Below are 18,189 nucleotides of genomic sequence, written 5' to 3'. Positions count from 1 at the left end.
GCGCTACTGCACGCGCCGCCGCTTCCGCTGCACGAGGAGCACACCACCCGCGCTGAGGAGCACCACGGCCAGGATCCCGATCGGCACGACGTTCGCACCCGTCCAGGCGAGCGCGCCGCCGCGGTCCGGACCCGAGCCTCCCGGCCGGTCACCGACGGGCTGCGTCCCCGTGCCGTTGCCGTTCCCGGCACCGTTCCCGGCCCCCGGCGCAGCGCCGTTCCCCGGACCGGCACCCGGGCCAGCGCCCGGTCCGCCCGTCCCCGGACCCGACCCGTCACCCGGAGCGGGCGACGGCGAGGCAGTCGGCGGAGCCGCCGCCGCGGTCACACTGAACGCGACCCGGGCGAGCGCCACCCCGTCCACCGAGGCGGTCACGGTGACCCGCCCGGAGGCCGTGGCCGGCACCGGCAGGTCGGCGCGGAAGGCGCCGTCCGCGTCGGCCTGCACGGTGACGTCGTCACCCATGTCCGGCGTGGTCGCGAGCGTGACCGTCGCGTTCGCCGGGAACCCGGCACCGGTCACGACCTGCGTGGCACCGGCGTCGATGCGCCGGTCCTCGACCTGGAGGCTCGGCACCGCAGCAGCGGCCGCCGAGTACCGCACGACGGTCCGGTCCGCGACCGAGCGCTCGGCGACCGGCACCGTGAGGGTGCGGCTGTCGGCGTCGTACGTCCACTCGGACGCGGCGACGGGGGCTCCGTCGATCGTGACCGTCCGCGGGCGGTCAGCGTTCGTGAACGTCGCCGTCCAGGAGCGCTCGCGCACCTGGCCGTCGAACGAGCCGTCGGCGGGGGCGATGTCGAGCGTCCCGCCGTCCGCCTGCTGGGTGAACCGCATCGCGGTCGAGGCGGCGTTCGCTGCCGCACGGGCGGACGACCCCGCTGCCGTCGGCTGGCCCTCGCCCGAGTCCTCGTGCATCGCGAAGGTGCCGTCCGCACCGGTCGCGACCGTCACCGTGACCGCGTCGAGCGGTGCGGCGTCGTTCGCGACGTGGTGCGAGCGGGTCGGGACGATGCCGCCGCTGCGGACGAACACCGGCATCGCGGTGAGGTCGGTCGTGACGTCGGCGGTGGTGCCGCCCTGGTACGTCTTCCCGGTGAACCAGTCGGTCCAGGTGTCGCCGGCCGGGAACCACACCGAGGTGGTCGCCGTGCCGTCGTCGCCGTTCCCGCCGGTGACGGGTGCGACGAGGACGTCCTTGCCGTACAGGTACTCCTTGCCGGCCTGCGCGTAGGACTCCTGCGCCTCGGGGTACTGCAGGTAGAGCGGCTGCAGCATCGGGGTGCCGGTGCGCGAGGCGTCGGCGGCGAGCGTGTAGGTCAGGGGGAGCAGGGCCTCGCGGAGGTTGAGGAACTGCTTCGCCGACGCGTTCGCCTCGGCCGGGTACTGCCAGGGCAGCCGGTCGCTGTGGTTGCTGTGCAGGCGGTCGATCGGCTGGAAGGCACCGAACTGCACCCAACGGGCGTAGAGGTCCGGCGGCAGCTGGGTGGTGCCGGGCTCGGCGCCCTCGATGCCGTACTGGCCGCCGTTGTGGCCGCCGATGTCGTGGCTGATCGCCGACAGGCCGGTCGCTGCCGACTCACCCGGCGTGTAGCCGACCTGCGCTGCGAGCTCCTGCCACGTCGACGTGGTGTCGCCGGTGAAGTGCAGCGTCGTGCGCTTGTCGGCCCAGGGCCCGGTCGGCACGGCCTGCGGGTTGCCGTAGCCGCCCGCGGTCAGCGAACCGTACGCCCGCGAGAACGCCAGACCGCGGCCCTTGAGCTGCTCGTCCGTGTACTTCGCGTACTGCTGGTTGATGAACGCGTCGGGGGTGACGCCGTTCGCGGAGTACTTCGAGTTCTCGCTGCAGCACCAGTCGAGCCACCACATGTCGACGCCCTCGGGCTGCAGGGAGCCGTGGAGCTCGAAGTACGCCCTGCGCTGGTCGGGGTCGGACCAGTCGAACAGGTACCGGTCGCCGTCGCCCTTGGTGAGCTTGCCCTTCGCGGTGGCCTGCGCCTGCGCGAACTTCGGGTCGCTGCCGGAGATCGACGGGTGGATGTTGAGCGTGTTGTGGATGCCCTGCTCGTGCCAGTCGGCGAGCAGCGAGGTCATGTCCGGGATGCGGTCCGGGTCGACCGACCAGCCGTTCCACTTGCTGTCGCCCTGGTTCGTCGTGCTGCCGAGCTTGTAGTCCGTGTCGATCGCCATGACGTCGACGGGGACCTTCTCGTCCCGGAACTTCTTCGCGATCGCCAGGTAGTCGGCCTGCGAGCGGTCGTAGTACTCGGAGTACCAGACGCCGTACGCCCAGCGGGGCAGGAGCTTCGACGGCCCGGTCAGGGTCGCGAGGTCCTTCAGCGCGGTCGTGTACTCGGTGCCGTACCCGAAGACGTAGCCGTCCTGGTAGCCCTTGCCACCGTGGTCACCGCGGGGCGTGGTCTGCTCGGTCGCCGGGTCGTACAGTGCCGAGGCGGTGTCGTCGATGAGCGACCAGCCGTCCTGGTAGAGCAGGCCGGCGTTCGTCTTCACGGAGCCGTTGGCGGTGTCGAGGTCACGACGGTAGCCGCCGAGCGGCGCGTGTGCGGCGAGGACGGGGGAGCCCTGGTCGACGACCGCGATCGTGTCGATGTTCACGTTGCAGTTGTTCTCGACGGTGGGGCAGCTGAGCGTGACGTCGTTCGCCCCGGCGGCGAGGTGCACCGGGATCGTCGCCGTGTTCCAGTAGTCCCAGCCGCTGGTCGGTGCGAGGGTGCCGGTGGTGGCCTCCTGTCCCGCCGGTGCGACCGTGAGCTCCGGGGAGTTCGCCGTGCCGTTCGCGTACCGGACTTGCAGCGCGTAGTCGCCCGCGGCCGGCACGTCGGTGAGGTGGGTGGTGATGGCGGAGTCGGCGCCGCCCCACAGCCCGGAGGCGAAGCCGTCGCCCGCGTAGCCGTTGTGGTCGGAGGCGACCTGCGCGTTGCCCGCGCGTCCGGCCTCCTCGGCGTCGCAGACCGCGCCGAAGGCGCAGTCCTGACCGGCGGTCGCAGCGGTGGGTGCGGGGTAGGCCGCACCCGGGCGCACGATCGCCAGGCTGTCGATGTTGACGCGGCCCGAGTCGGTGGCGGAGCGCTCGATCCGGACGGTGTGCGTGCCGGCGGTCAGGTCGAGGGCGGCTGTGGTCTGCTTCCACTCGTCCCAGTTCGCGCCGGCCGGCAGGCGCAGCGTGACCGGTGCCCGGTCGTCGACGACGATGCTCAGGGTGCGGGTCTCGACCTTGCCGTCGCCGCCCTGGTTGTTGGCGTAGCGCATCGCGAGGTCGTACGCGCCGGCCTGCTGCACGGTCGTGCGGAAGGTCATGGTGTTGCCGACGGACTCGAACCCGGCCGCGAAGCCGCTGCCGGTGTACCCGGCGTGGTCCTTCGCGGGCGCGACGCCCCGGAGCGCGAGCGTCTCGGCCTCGCAGAGCGCGCCGACGGTGCACGCGGGCGTCTCGGCGGTCACCCACGGCGTCCCGCTGACGGCCTGCCCGGTGGACGAGGTGAGCTGCACGCGGAGGTTGTCCTGGCTGAAGTCGCCCGACCCCTCCTTGTAGCGGACCGTCATCGACCCGGTGTCGAGCGTCAGCCAGCCGTCCTGGACCGTGCGCGTGAACGGCGTCGCGGCGAAGTCGTCCCGCCCGACCACGTTGAACGTGCCCTGGTCGGTGAACTGGCCGTCGCCGGCGTACTCGGTGCGGATCAGGGTGGGGGAGAGCACCTGGAAGCGGGCGTCCCCGGACACCACGGTCCGGGTGTCGGGTGCTGCCGAGGCGGGCAGGACGGAGATGCCGAGCCCGCCGAGCGCGAGCGCTCCGACCACGGCTGCGGCGAGGGACGACCCGAGGACGCGTCGGCGCCTCCGGTTCGAGAGGGAAGTGGGACGCAAGTGTGAGCTCCTCGTGGACGTCGTCGTCCGGTCGTTCGTCGGCCGGTGGCCGACAGTCGACCGGTCGGCGGCTGCGTCGCCGTCGGCCGGTCGGCCGTGTGATCTGCATGGTCGTCGTCGCGCGGGAGCCCCCTGGTCTCCAGCGTTACAACGTGGGAAAGAGTAGGGCGGACAGCCCCGGCAGGGAAGACCGCACGGAGAACCGGGGGTGCGCTGTCGCGCTCAGCGGACCAGCCGGGAGGCGCGGATCGCTGCCTTGAGATCGGTGCGGCCCGGCCCGCCCGAGCACGAGGACGGGCCGCCGGGCGTGACGATCGTCACGCCCGGCGGCCCGTCAGGTGGTCATCGCCGACGAGTGCGCCTCACCGTCCGGGAGGCGCGGGTCGGGTCAGCGCGGCCAGGTCGCGACGACCGCGACGGCGTTGAACAGAACGTGCGCCATGATCGCGCCGCCGAGACGGTTCGTCATCGCGACGAGCGTGCCGGTGAGGGACCCGAGCGCGAAGGTCGTCAGGAACACCCGGAAGCCGTCGAGCTGCGTCGTCCCGGCGCCGAGCAGCACGTGCAGCACCGCGAACAGGAACGCGGTCAGCAGCACGGCCATGAAGCGCGTGCGGGGGGTGAGCTCCTCGGCCATCCGCCGCTGGAACAGCCCGCGGAAGAAGACCTCTTCGAGGAACGGGCTGACCAGCACGATGCCGATCGCCGACACGACGAGCAGCGTGATGTCCGGCGTCCCGAGCGTGGGGACGGGTTCCAGACCGGTGCGGCCACTGAACGCGATCCCGAGGAACGCGTCGAACACCCGGACCAGGATGACGATGCCGATCGCGAAGATCGCGTCCCCGATCTCGAGCCGCAGGACCCGACCACGGCCCGGGTTCGGCGACCGCCGCAGCACCCAGACGATGCCCGCCACCAGGGGCAGCCACACGGCGACGTCGGCAGCAAGCACCTGCAGGACCGGGGAGGGGATGCTCCCGCCGCGGTTCAGCCCGCCGACGACGCGGGCCAGGATGACCGCCACCCCGAGGGCGACCAGCAGGATGACCAGGTCGCGCTGACGGCTGGTGTCGGGCTCGGCGTGCGCCACGTCGGACTCGGTGCTCATGGGGTCACCGTAGAGGACGCGGAGCACGGATCGGGCGATACAGCCGAGCGTTGCTCGATCATGTGGCACTATTTGAATGCCGTCTGCCGGGACATCCCTGGCGTACCTGTGTTGGGACCACGGGAGTTCGGCAGAAACGTCGGGGAAGGCGGGCCGCGTGGAACTACGCGACTACATCACGGTGCTGCGCAAGGGATGGGTCCTCATCGTTGTCTTGGCACTCGTCGGAGTGGCCGCGGCTGCGGGCTTCTCACTGCTGAAGAAGCCGGTGTACTCCACCTCGGCGCAGGTGTTCGTGTCGACGGAGACGTCGGGCAGCGCGAGTGACCTGGCGCAGGGCAACACGTTCACGCAGCAGCGCGTCCTGACGTACTCGAACCTGGTCTCGACTCCGATCGTGCTCCTGCCGGTCATCTCGAAGCTCCAGCTCGACATGAACGCCGAGCAGCTCGCGACGATGGTGTCCGCGACCGCGCCGACGAGCACGACGCTCATCTCGATCACCGTGGACGACACGAACCCGGTCCGAGCGGCGGACATCGCCAACGCGACGTCGCAGAGCCTGACCGCCGTCGTCGAGGACATCGAAGCCACCGACGCCGAGGGCACGAGCAGCGTCAAGCTCACCCGCGTGAAGCAGGCGGACGTGCCGAGCGTCCCGGTCAGCCCGAACGTTCCCGTCAACGTGGCGCTGGGGCTGCTCGTCGGACTCGCGATCGGCATCGGCATCGCGGTGCTCCGCGAGACGCTCGACAACCGTGTCCGCACCGAGCAGGACGTCGAGAAGATCAGCGACAAGCCCGTCGTCGGGGGTATCGCCTTCGACAGCAAGGCGTCGGAGCGTCCGCTCATCGTGCAGGTCGACCCGCGCAGCCCGCGTGCCGAGTCGTTCCGCACCCTCCGCACCAACCTGCAGTTCCTCGACCTGGGCACGGGCTCGCGCACGTTCGTGATGACGTCGTCCGTCCAGTCCGAGGGCAAGAGCACCACGGTCGCGAACCTGGCGATCGCGCTCGACAGCGCCGGCTTCCGGGTCATCCTGATCGACGCCGACCTGCGCCGTCCGCGCGTCGCCGAGTACATGGACGTCGACACGAACGCCGGCCTGACCGACGTGCTCATCGGTCGCGCCGAGCTCGAGGACGTCGCGCAGCCCTGGGGCCGTGGCAACCTCGTGGTCCTGCCGGCCGGACAGATCCCGCCGAACCCCTCCGAGCTGCTCGGGTCGCGGGCGATGCAGGAACTCATCGAACGCCTGGAGAAGGAGTTCGACTACGTCCTGTTCGACGCGCCGCCGCTGCTGCCCGTCACGGACGCCGCGATCCTGTCGAAGAAGGCCTCGGGCGCGATCGTCGCCGTGGCCTCTGGCAAGACGCACAAGGGCCAGTTCGCCGCCGCCGTCTCGGCACTCGAGAACGTCGGTGCCCCGATCGCCGGGTACGTCATCACGATGATGCCGGTGCGCGGGCCGGGTGCGTACGGCTACGGCCGGTACGGGTACGGGTACGGCTACGGCCTGGAGGCGGACGAGGACACACCGAAGGTCAAGCCGCCCAAGCGCGGCGGGAAGAAGCTGGGCGCGCTGAGCCGCGCCGAGCGCTGAGACGAGGTCGGGGGACATGGACACTCGCCGGGGGACCCGAAACCTCGGTTCGACCTTCACACGAACGACCCTGATCTGGGTCGCCGTCGTGGTCGTCGTGCTGGTCGTCATCGACATCGCACTCGTCACACTCGCCCTCGGCCGGACCGCGCCCAACGCGCGGGACCCGGCCGGCCCCATCCCGACCTTCTCCAGCTCGCCCCGTCCGAGCACCAGCCCGACGCCGTCGGCCTCCGCCGAGGCCGCCGGCACGCGCCGGTTCCTGTCCGCTCTGGACGACAAGGAGGCGTGGCGCGCCACCGGCGAGACGTGCGGCGGTGCCGCACCCACCCTGGAACACACCGTCGATGCCGGCGCCACCTGGGTGCCGGTCGCCCTGGGACCGGACGTGTCCTCGCTCATGGCGATCCGCGCCTCCGCCACGGACCTGACGATCCTGGCCGGGATCGGCGCAGACTGCACCACCACCGTCCGGACCAGCGCGGACGACGGTGTGACGTGGACCGCCGGCAGCCCGGGCGGTGCCGGGGCCGGCGTCTCCACCGCTGGCGTCGTCCTGGCGGACGGCGTCGTCGAGGCCCCGTGCAGCGGTCCGATCGAGGCGTACCAGGGGAAGTCGACCTCGGTCGTGATCTGCGACGGGCAGCTCGAATGGCGTGCCGGCACGGGCGAGTGGGTCGACGTGCCGCTCAGCGGCGTCCGGTCGATGGCCGACGCGGGCATGTCCTACACGCTCGCGCGGATCAACACCGAGACGTGCAACGGCGTGCAGCTCGAGTCGATGCCGGCCGTGAACGTCACTCCGACGACCTCCACGACCCCGATCGGGTGCGACGTGGACGCGGCGACATCGGGGCCGATGAGCCTGGACCGCGTCGACGACGCCCTGTGGCTGTGGGCCGGCGACCGTGTCGCGGTGTCGACGGACGGCGGTGCCACGTGGTGAGCCGGTGGTGGTCATGACGGCGGGCGCCGTGCGGGTGTCCCCGTCGACGGGCTCCACCGAGGAGTGGAGCCGGTCGTACTCGCGCCGCGTTCTGCTGACCGACTTCCTTGCGTTGTTCTGGGTCGTCTTCGGCGTGCAGATCGCCTGGCTCGGACTCGACTCGAACCTGGCGACGAACACCGCCGACCTGCGGCTCAGTTACACCGGCATCTCGATCGTCGTGATCGCCGTTTGGATGTCAGCGCTCGCGCTGTACGACACCCGTGGCCACCGCGTGATCGGCGTCGGCAGCACGGAGTACCGCCTGGTCGCCGACGCGAGCGTCCGGGTGTTCGGCTTCCTGGCGATCGTCGCGTTCCTGCTCCACGTCGACCTGGCCCGCGGGTACATCCTCATCGCGTTCCCGGTCGGGATCCTCGTGCTCCTGCTCTCGCGGTGGATGTGGCGGCAGTGGCTCGTGGCGGAGCGCAAACGGGGGAACTACTCGGCGAAGGTGCTGCTCGTCGGCTCGACGGGCAGCGTGCTGCATCTCGCTCGTGAACTCGGACGCACGCCCGAGGCCGGCTACCGCGTCGTCGGCGCTGCCGTCTCAGCAGGCACCCGGGGCGTCCTGCCGAACTCCGCCGTCGAGAGCTTCGGTGGCTTCGACGACCTGGCCGACGCCCTTGCCACGACGGGTGCCGACACCGTCGTCATCACGAGTTCTGACGACCTGCCGCCCGAGCGCGTTCGCCAGCTCAGCTGGTCCCTCGAGCCCGGCCGGCAGCACCTGGTCGTCGCCCCGAGCCTGACCGACATCGGTGGCCCGCGCATCCACACCCGCCCCGTCCAGGGCCTACCCCTCATCCATGTCGAGACGCCTACCTACTCGGGCCGGAAGCTCTACACGAAGCGGGCCTTCGACCTGGTCGGCTCCGCCGTGCTGATCATCGTGCTGTCGCCGGTCCTGCTGGTCCTCGCACTGCTCGTGAAGACCACATCGCCCGGCCCGGTCTTCTTCCGCCAGGAGCGCGTCGGCCTGAACGGCAGCACCTTTCGCATGATCAAGTTCCGATCGATGGTGGTCGACGCCGAGGCCCGCCTCCAAGAACTCAGCCAGCTGGACCGCGCGGAGGGCAATGACGTCCTCTTCAAGATGCGCAACGATCCGCGAGTGACACGTATCGGCCGGCTCATGCGGCGATACAGCCTGGACGAGGTGCCGCAACTGTTCAACGTCTTGCTGGGCGACATGTCCCTGGTCGGCCCTCGCCCTCCGCTAGCGAAGGAAGTCGAGTTGTACGACACCCACGTGCACCGACGATTCCTGGTCAAGCCGGGAATGACGGGGTTATGGCAGGTTAGCGGTCGTTCCGATCTGTCCTGGGAGGACTCCGTTCGTTTGGACTTGTTCTACGTGGAGAATTGGTCCCTGATCGGTGACTTAGTGATCCTATGGCGCACAGCCCGAGCGGTCGTCGGGTCCGACGGAGCTTACTAATGTCGGAAGGAACGCGTTATGAATGACAGTCAGAGAGCGTCGTCAGAGACGGCACAGGTGCCTTACAGGCATGTCCACGGGCTCGGCGTCGAGGTGACGCCAATGAGCGCGAAGGATGTCGTCGAACTTCTGAACGTTCCAGCGCGTAGTGCGTTGCTCATCCTCAACCACAATCTTCATAGCGTCTTTTTATTTCATAAATACGAGTGGTTCCGAGCGTTCTACTCGCGAGCTCGCGTTGTGTTGATCGACGGCTGGCCCGTATTGCGCTTGACCTCGGGCCGACCTTCAGCCGAAGTGCGCATCGGATCTACAGATTGGCTGGCGGCTCTTCAGCAGGAGTGGCGCCGCAGTGAGGGTAGCCAAGTTCGGAGGGTATTCCTCCTGGGTGGAGACCAGCAGTCGAATGCTGCTGCCCGACGGCGCCTTGCTGACGGGGCCCCGGATATTGTCGTTCACGGTGGTCACGGCTTCTTTGACCTTGATCTTGACTCCGCGCAGGTAGTCGCAGAGCTAACAGGGTTCCGGCCAGACCTAGTGCTTGTAGGAATGGGAATGCCCCGTCAGGAAGAATTCCTCGAGCGTAACCTTGCGCAGTTGCCCCCGGCCTACTACGCCACCGTCGGAGGAGCCATCGATTATCTAGCGGAGAAATCCCCGCTCGCGCCGCGCGCGTTCGGTCGTCTAGGCATTGAGTGGCTATGGCGCTTCTTGCATGCTCCCAGCCGACTCTTCGCGAGATACTTCATCGAGCCATTTCACCTTCTGGGCTTGCTCATAGCCTCGCGAAGGCGTGTAGCCGCAGAGAAGCTCCGCAAGCAGAACAAGTGATGGCGTTCGCTCAGAACGCCTGATCCCGCTCAACTGGAAAAGACAAACGGGAGCGCGCTCTCTTCCGACCGAGATCACTCAAGGCGAAATTCCGCTCAATCGCCGAGTATGATGCGAGCATGCGCGTCCTCCTCGACACTCGCCAAAAGCACTTCGGGCAAAACTCCTACATAGCCGACCTTGTTGCGTTGTCGTCGGATGTGCAGATACAGGGGTTTACTTGGACTCGCCTGCTGTTCGGGCGATACGACGTCTTTCACGTGCATTGGCCGGAGTGGCTGGTGAAACATGGGCGGCGCACGTTTGAGTTGCCTATGAAGATCCTGTTGACACTTGCGCTAGTCAGAATCCGGATGACCGGAACGCCCGTCTTGCGGACAGTACACAACGTCAATCCCCACGGCTCCCTGAGCCCATGGGGAAAAGTTCTCGTCGCGCGACTTGAGGCACTAACAACGAGTCGGATATGGCTTAGTGATGCGGGCCAGAGCATGCAACCGGACGACGTTGTGGTGCCTCACCCTGATTACGAACCTTGGGCGACTCGACTGAATCTTGACTCGTTGAGGTCGCCCGGTAACAAGCGAGGACTATGCTTCGGGTCTCTCGTCAGGTACAGATGTTTCGAAAGCGTCGCCAGACCGGCCGCGGAACTGGAAGGCGGACAACTGACCATTGCCGGCGCGGCGACGGATCGAGAGTATACAGAGCTTCTCGAGGGCATCGCGAACAGCAGTCAGGGGCGAGTGGTCATAAGGAAGGGAAGGCTAGATGATGTTGATTTGGCGAAAGCCATCCAGGCGAGCGACGTAGTGTTCGTCCCTTATGCCGACCTTTATAACTCCGGAATCATTTTTCTGGCGCTAACTATGCAGCGTCCCGTGGCGCTTCCAGCTAGCCCAGCGGCACAAGCACTCGCCCTCGAGTACGGCAGTGAATGGATCCGTCAATGGGAAGGCGATCTGGACGCCACAGGTCTGTCTACTATCTACGATGAGCCGCGTCCTCTGAAGAAGGCATACTCCGCTCGTCGAAGCTGGCCAATGATTGTGGAACAGCACCGAGTTGTCTATCGGAGATTAGTTGCGCGACACGATGTTCACGACTAGCCATGCTTGCGTCCCCTCTCCGGTTAGGGAATGTCGAGCGAAGCAATACGCGACAAAAGCTCAGCTGGTCAACGGATGCTGCCGTCTCGGCCGCGGATCGAGTGGGGCAGGCCAATTTGGTCTGGAGTCTCTCCCTCGCGGCCTTCCCTGCGGCTCAGAGTGATGGCGAGGATGATTGGCAAGGCGACGTACGGACTGTTTAGGCCGCTTACCGACAAACCGTTCGTCAAGGCAATTGCGCTGAGCGCCAGAGCAGTGCTGGTTGCCGTTCCGGACTTCCTCATCGCAATCCAGGTGACGATGACGGCTAGGGCGAGCCCAACCAATCCGGCGTCGTAGACAACGCGCAGATTGAAGGCATGCAGGATTACCGAGTAACAGGTCCCATCCCCGCGCGACGAAAAGAGGGATTCGTAATACGAGAGCTGCAAACAGGAAGCCGGATCCAACGGAGTGATCGGAGTAGTGCCGAATAACCACTGAATCACGGACCAGTCAGAAGTGTTCTCCAGAAAAACACGCAAGAAGTTGAGGCGATCAATCCCGGAGGATGATCGCGCACGCGCCTCGAAGATCAGTATGGCAACGAAGGCAAATGCCGGAAGCGCCAGTGCAAGTAAGTATCGTAGAAATAGGTTGGCTGCTTTGGCTTGGCCTACTGCGTAGACCGCGACGATAACAAACGCTACTGAACCGCTCCTAGATTCGTCCATGACGGTGAGAGCGCCGAGCGCGACCACCGAGAGCCAGCGGGCTCTGCCCAGATGTGGATAGCAAACAATGATCAAACCCGCGAAGAGGGCCAATTCAAAGTTATTTTCGAGTAGGAGCCCTGGTCGCTGGCCCCTGCCGAGCAGAATCAGGGTAGCGGCAGATTTGACAATCGCCATGATGAGCAGCGAGAGCGTGACTCGCCAGAGTGTCCGAGTAGATCCCCATGTTCGCCCCATCGCTGTGGCAAAGATGATGAGGTACAAAAGCCATCGGTAGGCTTGAAGAAAATCATCGACAGGGGCGTTGAAGAGAATTGCCGGAATCACCCGGCTGAGCAGATAGAGCGAGAGTGCTGCGATTAGGCCGATTGAACGCGTCCGACCTGCGAGCAGCATCCAAGTGAGAAAGAACACCAGCCAGACATCAAGGAGCACCGTGACAGGCAGGGGGCTGAAACGCCCTAGTAGCGGCAAGCTGGACGCGCCGGAAACGAGGAGCAGGGCGTACAGCGAGTTCTCGAGAACCGCGGGAAGTTCCTTGTTGCGCGCTGGACTAGTCTGGCGGCCGATTGAACTCATGCTCCAAACCTACCCGACGGGGGGGCAAATCTCAGCGACCTGAAGCTGGAGAGATAACGACTAGTCGCGCCTGTTCGCCGCCAGTAGCCGTTTGTTCCTGCCGGTCGGGCCTTCGACGGCCAAGGGCACTGTGCGGGTGCATCCGCTATGAGCGGTCTCGCGGAGACGGTAGGACCAGAGTCGCCGCGTGCAGCACTGCGTTACCTTGGTGAGGGCGGGATTGGATCCGGGCGCGAGGTCGTACGGTGTGCTTGAGTCCTCGGCACGCCGCTAGCGCCGCTTCAGCAACACGGTTCGCATCCCGAGCGGAAGCCATCGGGCGGCTCTGGGCGTGTAGATTGGACTGGCGGTGATCGATGATGGTCAAGTGACGGTGCAGCATTGGGCGTCGCGACAAATAATTGGGGAAGAAAGTGCGACTTGCGCTAGACAGCTTCGGCAAGCGACCCAACTACCATCTTTCGCATAATGTCGGCCTGCCAGGGATGGAATTCGTACGACGTCCGGGGTTACCCCTACAACGGGTACCGCATTCGTTATTCGGAGATGGAGCAGCTGTCTACGCGCCGATGATTCCGCAAGGTCGCACTGTGTTGCACCTTTGGAACAAGATGAAGGTAGGTGGAGCGGGGCCCTGGGGCGTGAGCTTTGAGAGTCGCCTCCCTCGGGTGGCCGACGGAGCTTCTTCTGCGCGGAAACTACGTCTGAGGCTCGCCACCGACGAGTCCTGTGTCTTCATCAATGCGGTCTCCGAGTATGCTCGAGATCGTTTCACGCGGGAACTCGAAGGACCAATTAGGGCGATACTGGAGAGTAGAACCAGAGTCGTTTACCCGGCCGTACGGGCCACAGGCCAGGAGTGCCCAAAACCGTTGACAGGTGCGGGCTCCTTGAATCTAATATTTGTCGGAAACGCTTTCTTTCGCAAGGGGGGCGAAGCCTTATTGCAACTGATGGAGCAATTAGGCGACGAGTTGGATCTGCGGCTAACGGTGGTTTCGACCCTAACTTATCCTGACTACGCGACGCCTTGGGTCGAGAAAGATTACCGCGACGACGTTGCTTCTCGTTTGAGCGGACATCCGAGAATTGAGTGGATCGCGGGCACGTCGCATAGTTCTGTCATGCGCAAGATGCGGACGTCGCACATGACTGTTTTGCCGTCACTTGCGGACACTTTCGGCTATTCACTGGCCGAAGGGGCCGTCTCCGGTGCAATGGTCGTGGGGTCGAACGTCCAGGCCTTGCCGGAGATCATCGGCGCCCGGGGGAGGACAATCGACATTCCGCTAAACGCGATGAAGGAGTGGGTAGGAGTTCGAGGCCAGGCGCGGTCTTACAGAGAAGTGGTCGCTCAACTCGCCGAAGGGCTTGGGCGCGTAGCACTCGAAGCACGCGAAGACCCAGTGCTCTTCAATGCCGACCGGAAAAGGATAAGCGAGAGGTCTCGGAGAATGTTCTCTGAAGACCGGGATGCTGTATTACGAGATATCTATCGCGGCGCTGGGATTATGGTTCCCGCGGGCGTGGTTGAGGCATGACCACCCGAAGGGACGCGGCGGCCTCTGTTACGGCTGTCATTCCTACGACTGGCAGGTCCGAGTTGCGCCGAGCGGTCGAGTCGGTGGTTCTGCAGACAATTCCTGTGACGCCCCTGGTTATTCTCGACGTCCCTTCGGCTCGTGCGGATGTTGAACGACTATTGTCAGGGCTGACGTACGATCTTGTCACAACGTCAGGCGCAATCGGCGGCGGGGCGGCACGCAATGTTGGCGTCTTGGCCTCGAGGACAAGGTTCGTCGCCTTCCTCGACGACGATGACGAGTGGTTGTCCAATAAAATTGAGCTTCAGCTTGCAGCCATGTTGCCTCCGGGTCGCATGATCGTCGCCTCGCGAAGCTGGCTCGTAGGGCGCAAGCGTCGACTCGTTCCTGAACGGTTGTACGATGGCTCGACTGCAATATCGTCGTACCTGCTGGACCGGTCTAGCTTGCGTCTCCGCAAGAACTTCATGCAGTCGTCGTCACTACTCCTTACGAAAGACCTGGCCGAGGAAATCGGCTGGGAAGTCGGGCTGAAACGGCATCAAGACTGGGACTTCCTTATTCGTGCTCAAGCCGCGGGAGTCAATATAGTTATGCTCGGTACTCCATTGGTGCTTGTTCATCAGTCCTCGGAAGGCTCTATATCTCGGTCGACGGACTGGCAGTCGAGCGAGTCTTGGCTCAGTTCAATAGATGCTGGGAGCGCGCCATCACGCCGTTCTCGGGCAGATTTTGTAGCATCGGTAATCCTGCGTGGAGCGGTCAGTAACCGCGAGTGGCATCAAGCGCTACGGCTCACCGGCGAGGCGTTGCGCGGTCCCTGCCACATTGCGGCAATCGCGCCCGCTATCGCCGCGGTCAGAGGTGCCTGGCGGTGACTGAGAATAGCTGGATCAAGGCTCTTGTTAGAACCGCGGGCTTGCGACTTCTCACCCTTCCAGTCACGGCGGGCATTGCGGTCCTCACCGCGTCTGTAGCGGTCAGGTTCGTCGGCTCCGGCGCCTACGGATACGTGAGTCTGATAGCGCAGATAACGCTCCTGCTTCCTTTCGCAGATCTTGGCCTTGGTGCCGCCGTAACAAGGCGAGTCGCCCAGAGTCGTGCAAACTTGGTGGATGCCAATGAGGCTATTGGTCTCGTGCGTCACTCAATGTTCATTCTGTTGTGTATTGGTGTTGCAGGAGCGATCGTCTCGTCACTGCTCGGTCTGAGCGGCGTGTGGTCGCATGTGTTAAATGCGCCCGAAAAGTGGGCGTTCGGAGTGAATTTCTCGACCAGCATCACTCTGGCTGTCTTTTTTCTGCTGCTGCCACTGGCTGTCGGGCAGCGCGTCCTAGTTGGGCTCGATCGATCTGGGCTTCTTGTCCTTCTGGGGCTTGTGCCGCCGATCTGCAACTTGGTTTTCGTTGTTGTAGCTGGGTCCGTCGGGGCGTCGCCGATGCTTCTTGCGCTCGGGACGAGTGTAGGGTCGGTGGTTACAGTCGTGTTATTCGCGACTTTCGCCTTCGCGAAAAGTCTCGGTGGACTGGGCTCGCCACTATCGGCCAATTCAAAAAGGCGGGGATACACGGGTCAGATACTCCATGCGGCGGTGCCGATGTTGCTTGTTTCGTTAGGTACGGCGGCAGCTATCCAGTCGGGTCGAGTTGTGCTCGCGGGCCACGCGTCCGTGCGTGACCTATCCGAATATGCGCTTGCCTTTCAGCTCTATCTTCCCCTCTACTCGGTCATATACATGGCTTCGACTGTCCTTTGGCCGCGCTTTGCGGTGTCGCTCAACAGGCGTCTGTGGATTCTCGCTAACGCGGCTCTCGCTGGACTGGGCCTGTGTGCGGGCATCGGTTATGTGGTCTTTGGACCTGCGTTGGTCTCGCTGATGAGCGACCAGGAAGTGTCGTTGTCGCCCGGCCTCAGTGTGGGGTTCGCCCTCTTGATCACCGTGCAGGGGCTACACGCTACTCAAGCAATGCTGTTGACCTCAGTTCGGGGATTTTGGGTTCAAGCGGGCGGCGCAGTCGGTGCAGGCGTCTTGACTCTGATGCTCTCGGTACTTTTGTCCTCGCGCTACGGGGTCGTTGGGCCAGCATTCGCTGCTTCCATCGGGCTAATGGTTGCCCTTGTGTTGCCTTGCTTGGCGATTGCCTTCAATCTGACTCGCGCTCGCCCTAGTTTCTGACGCAGCAGATGTACTCCATTGCGAGATCGAAGGCTGGCGCAACCCGCAGCGTGCCCACCTAGAATGGCTACATGTCCGACCTGCCCGAGTCGCGACGTACTGCTGCACGCCGGGGGTCCAGGGCCCGGGTCGTGCTGTGGATCGTCCTCGCTCTCGTCCTGCTGTTGATCTTCGCCGTCGCTTGGGTGGGGGTGCGGGGTTTCCTCGCGAAGCGCCACCTCGAGCAGTCCGTCTCCCTCGTGAGCACGTTGCGCACGCAGATCGCAGACGCGGACACCGCGGCGGCGCAGAAGACTGCCGAGCAGTTGGAAGACCACGCCTCGTCAGCCCGGAGCTTGACCGGCGATCCGATCTGGGGTGCGGCGCAGTACACGCCCTTCTTCGGCACCAACCTCCGTGCTGTCCGCGACGTTGCAGTCGTCGTCGATGACGTAGCCACGGGCGCTGTGCGACCGGTTGCTGGTGTCGTTGGTGATCTCAACCAGGACGCCTTCACGCCGAAGGACGGACGGATCGACCTGCAGCCGCTTGTCGATGCCCAGCCCGCGGTCGCACGTGCGACGAGGACCCTGTCGAAGGCAACCGGCGCTGCCGACGCCATCGACACGACGGCGACGCTTTCGCCGGTGACGACGGCGGTCAACCAGCTCCGGAACGCACTGGGGACGGTGTCGCGGCAGGCAAGCACCGCCAACAAGGTCGTGCAACTCGCCCCTGCGATGCTCGGGCACGACGGCGACCGTAGCTACGTGCTGCTGTTCCAGAACAACGCCGAGCTGCGTGCCGGCGGTGGGATCCCGGGCGCCGTCGCGCTCCTGCAGGTGAAGGACGGGGCGATCAGCCTCGGGAACCAGGCGGCGGGTTCGTCGTTCGGCCCGTACGAGAAGCCGGTACTGCCGTTGTCCCCGGACACGGAAGGCCTGTACGGCGACATCACCGGTCGGTACATGCAGGACGTCAACCTCACGCCCCGCTTCGACGTGTCGGGAGCGCTCGCTCGCGAGATGTGGAAGCAGAAGTTCGGACAGCAGGTCGACGGCGTCCTGGCCATCGACCCGGTGACGCTCGGGTACATCCTGAGGGCAACCGGGCCGGTGCAGCTGCCGACCGGAGACACGCTGACGTCCGACAACGCGGCGAAGCTCCTGCTCAGTGACGTCTACGCGAAGTACCCGGACCCGGCCGTGCAGGACGTGTTCTTCGCGTCGGCGGCGAGTGCGGTCTTCGAGAAGGTGTCGAGCGGCGGATTCGACACGAAGAAGTTCATCACGGCCCTCACCGACGGGACGAAGGACAACCGCTTGCGGCTGTGGAGTGCGGACAAGGCGGAGCAGAAGGAGATCAGCGGAACCGCGGTCGCTGGCGATCTTCCGACAGCGTCCGCTCAGACGCGGGAGTTCGGCGTTTACCTGAACGACGGGACGGCCGCGAAGATGGACTACTACCTGGACAAGAAGGTCGCGGTAGGCAGCTCGGTCTGTCGGAAGGACGGGCGGCCGACTTCGGTCGTCGAGGTGACGCTCAAGAACACCGCCCCCGCCGACGCAGCGACGAGCCTCCCCAGTTACGTGACCGGTGGGGGCCAGTTCGGCACGGAGCCCGGTAAGATCAAGACGCTCGTCGCGGTCTATGCCCCGGCGAATGCTATCTACCTCGGCGCGTCACAGGACGGCAAGGGAGCGGCGCTGCAGACGGCCGTCGACGGGGAGCACCCTGTTGCACAGCTGCGCACCCTGCTCGCGCCGGGCGAGAGCACGACCTTCCGGGTCGCTTTCCTGGGCGAGGCAAAGTTCGCGAGGGCGGGCGTGCAGGCCGAGTCCACGCCGGGCGTCCGGCAGTCGAAGACCGCGCCGTTGCGGTTCGACTGCGGCGAGCCGGTGCCCGTTGGCTGATCCAGACTCCTGCGGCCGGGCGAACGGTAGGGCATACCAGGACCCGTTTTCGGGCAGCCCGTGACGGCGATTCGTCCCTCCCCGCACGCCTCCGGCGTCCCCAGTCCGGGGGGTCTCGGCAAATCTGAGCGGGCTCGCAACGTGCGGTCGCGAGCGGGTCCGGTCGAGGTAGTCATCCATTGGCCGACAAGGACGGGCCACTGACCGGGGGTTTCCCTCTCCGTGCGCGGGTGGAGAAGTCGGCGGCCCGCTACGGAGTGGCGGAAGCTGGGAGCGGATCCAGCGGCTGTTCACGAATTCGTTGCACAAGAGGTGGCAAG

At 65.5% G+C, this 18,189-nt stretch carries 13 protein-coding genes; 9 read left to right on the top strand and 4 right to left on the bottom strand.

The window, feature by feature from the left end; translation table 11 throughout:
• Positions 1 to 3 precede the first annotated feature (3 nt).
• Positions 4 to 3,885, bottom strand: a complete 3,882-nt coding sequence (locus tag KM842_RS10645) for a TIM-barrel domain-containing protein (protein ID WP_216258227.1) — start codon at positions 3,883 to 3,885, stop codon at positions 4 to 6.
• Between the two features lie 388 nt (positions 3,886 to 4,273).
• Positions 4,274 to 4,996 (bottom strand): CPBP family intramembrane glutamic endopeptidase, encoded by a 723-nt coding sequence (locus KM842_RS10640; RefSeq protein WP_216258225.1) that lies wholly within the window; start codon positions 4,994 to 4,996, stop codon positions 4,274 to 4,276.
• A 157-nt stretch (positions 4,997 to 5,153) separates the two neighbouring features.
• Between KM842_RS10640 and KM842_RS10635 the strand changes: the two genes are divergently transcribed.
• From KM842_RS10635 to KM842_RS10615, 5 genes are all read left to right on the top strand, one after another.
• Complete coding sequence (locus KM842_RS10635; protein ID WP_216258224.1) at positions 5,154 to 6,599, top strand: tyrosine-protein kinase domain-containing protein; 1,446 nt, start codon at positions 5,154 to 5,156, stop codon at positions 6,597 to 6,599.
• A gap of 16 nt (positions 6,600 to 6,615) precedes the next feature.
• A complete protein-coding gene (locus KM842_RS10630) occupies positions 6,616 to 7,545 on the top strand; it encodes a beta propeller repeat protein (RefSeq protein WP_216258222.1) in 930 nt (309 codons plus the stop codon).
• A gap of 13 nt (positions 7,546 to 7,558) precedes the next feature.
• A complete protein-coding gene (locus tag KM842_RS10625) occupies positions 7,559 to 9,025 on the top strand; it encodes a sugar transferase (RefSeq protein ID WP_216258221.1) in 1,467 nt (488 codons plus the stop codon).
• 18 nt (positions 9,026 to 9,043) lie between these two features.
• Positions 9,044 to 9,856: a WecB/TagA/CpsF family glycosyltransferase gene (locus tag KM842_RS10620; RefSeq protein WP_496196123.1), complete on the top strand. Its 813-nt coding sequence runs from the start codon at positions 9,044 to 9,046 to the stop codon at positions 9,854 to 9,856.
• A 119-nt stretch (positions 9,857 to 9,975) separates the two neighbouring features.
• Positions 9,976 to 10,965 (top strand): glycosyltransferase family protein, encoded by a 990-nt coding sequence (locus KM842_RS10615; RefSeq protein ID WP_216258216.1) that lies wholly within the window; start codon positions 9,976 to 9,978, stop codon positions 10,963 to 10,965.
• Positions 10,966 to 11,033: 68 nt separating this feature from the next.
• Here KM842_RS10615 and KM842_RS10610 read toward each other — a convergent pair whose 3' ends face one another.
• On the bottom strand, positions 11,034 to 12,257 hold the full coding sequence (locus KM842_RS10610; protein ID WP_216258214.1) for a hypothetical protein: 1,224 nt from the start codon (positions 12,255 to 12,257) through the stop codon (positions 11,034 to 11,036).
• Between the two features lie 485 nt (positions 12,258 to 12,742).
• Here KM842_RS10610 and KM842_RS15970 point away from each other — a divergent pair, with 485 nt between their 5' ends.
• Together KM842_RS15970 and KM842_RS16055 are read left to right on the top strand one after the other, a co-directional pair.
• Positions 12,743 to 13,798 (top strand): glycosyltransferase, encoded by a 1,056-nt coding sequence (locus tag KM842_RS15970; RefSeq protein WP_367397721.1) that lies wholly within the window; start codon positions 12,743 to 12,745, stop codon positions 13,796 to 13,798.
• A complete protein-coding gene (locus KM842_RS16055; protein WP_216258211.1) occupies positions 13,795 to 14,679 on the top strand; it encodes a glycosyltransferase family A protein in 885 nt (294 codons plus the stop codon). Before KM842_RS15970 ends, KM842_RS16055 begins: the two co-directional genes overlap by 4 nt.
• Here the strand turns inward: KM842_RS16055 and KM842_RS10595 are convergent.
• Complete coding sequence (locus KM842_RS10595; protein WP_216262495.1) at positions 14,583 to 14,948, bottom strand: hypothetical protein; 366 nt, start codon at positions 14,946 to 14,948, stop codon at positions 14,583 to 14,585. The two genes, KM842_RS16055 and KM842_RS10595, sit on opposite strands and share 97 nt — an antisense overlap.
• A gap of 3 nt (positions 14,949 to 14,951) precedes the next feature.
• Here KM842_RS10595 and KM842_RS10590 point away from each other — a divergent pair, with 3 nt between their 5' ends.
• Both KM842_RS10590 and KM842_RS10585 read left to right on the top strand, forming a co-directional pair.
• Positions 14,952 to 15,977 carry a lipopolysaccharide biosynthesis protein gene (locus KM842_RS10590; protein WP_216262493.1) on the top strand — a complete coding sequence of 342 codons (1,026 nt, stop codon included), beginning with the start codon at positions 14,952 to 14,954 and terminating at the stop codon, positions 15,975 to 15,977.
• 71 nt (positions 15,978 to 16,048) lie between these two features.
• Complete coding sequence (locus KM842_RS10585) at positions 16,049 to 17,869, top strand: DUF4012 domain-containing protein (protein ID WP_216258208.1); 1,821 nt, start codon at positions 16,049 to 16,051, stop codon at positions 17,867 to 17,869.
• Positions 17,870 to 18,189: the final 320 nt, after the last annotated feature.

Source organism: Curtobacterium sp. L6-1 (assembly GCF_018885305.1).
GTDB lineage: Bacteria > Actinomycetota > Actinomycetes > Actinomycetales > Microbacteriaceae > Curtobacterium > Curtobacterium aetherium.
The sequence above is the reverse complement of the archived record's forward strand: the minus strand, read 5'-3'. Positions and strand labels throughout refer to the sequence as shown.

Excerpts from the sequence above, each read along its gene's own strand:
- KM842_RS10640 (WP_216258225.1), bottom strand. The coding sequence starts at position 4,996 with ATGAGCACCGAGTCCGACGTGGCGCACGCCGAGCCCGACACCAGCCGT.
- KM842_RS10630 (WP_216258222.1), top strand. The coding sequence starts at position 6,616 with ATGGACACTCGCCGGGGGACCCGAAACCTCGGTTCGACCTTCACACGA.
- KM842_RS10625 (WP_216258221.1), top strand. The coding sequence starts at position 7,559 with ATGACGGCGGGCGCCGTGCGGGTGTCCCCGTCGACGGGCTCCACCGAG.
- KM842_RS10620 (WP_496196123.1), top strand. The coding sequence starts at position 9,044 with ATGAATGACAGTCAGAGAGCGTCGTCAGAGACGGCACAGGTGCCTTAC.
- KM842_RS10615 (WP_216258216.1), top strand. The coding sequence starts at position 9,976 with ATGCGCGTCCTCCTCGACACTCGCCAAAAGCACTTCGGGCAAAACTCC.
- KM842_RS10610 (WP_216258214.1), bottom strand. The coding sequence starts at position 12,257 with ATGAGTTCAATCGGCCGCCAGACTAGTCCAGCGCGCAACAAGGAACTT.
- KM842_RS15970 (WP_367397721.1), top strand. The coding sequence starts at position 12,743 with ATGGAATTCGTACGACGTCCGGGGTTACCCCTACAACGGGTACCGCAT.
- KM842_RS16055 (WP_216258211.1), top strand. The coding sequence starts at position 13,795 with ATGACCACCCGAAGGGACGCGGCGGCCTCTGTTACGGCTGTCATTCCT.
- KM842_RS10590 (WP_216262493.1), top strand. The coding sequence starts at position 14,952 with ATGTTCATTCTGTTGTGTATTGGTGTTGCAGGAGCGATCGTCTCGTCA.
- KM842_RS10585 (WP_216258208.1), top strand. The coding sequence starts at position 16,049 with ATGTCCGACCTGCCCGAGTCGCGACGTACTGCTGCACGCCGGGGGTCC.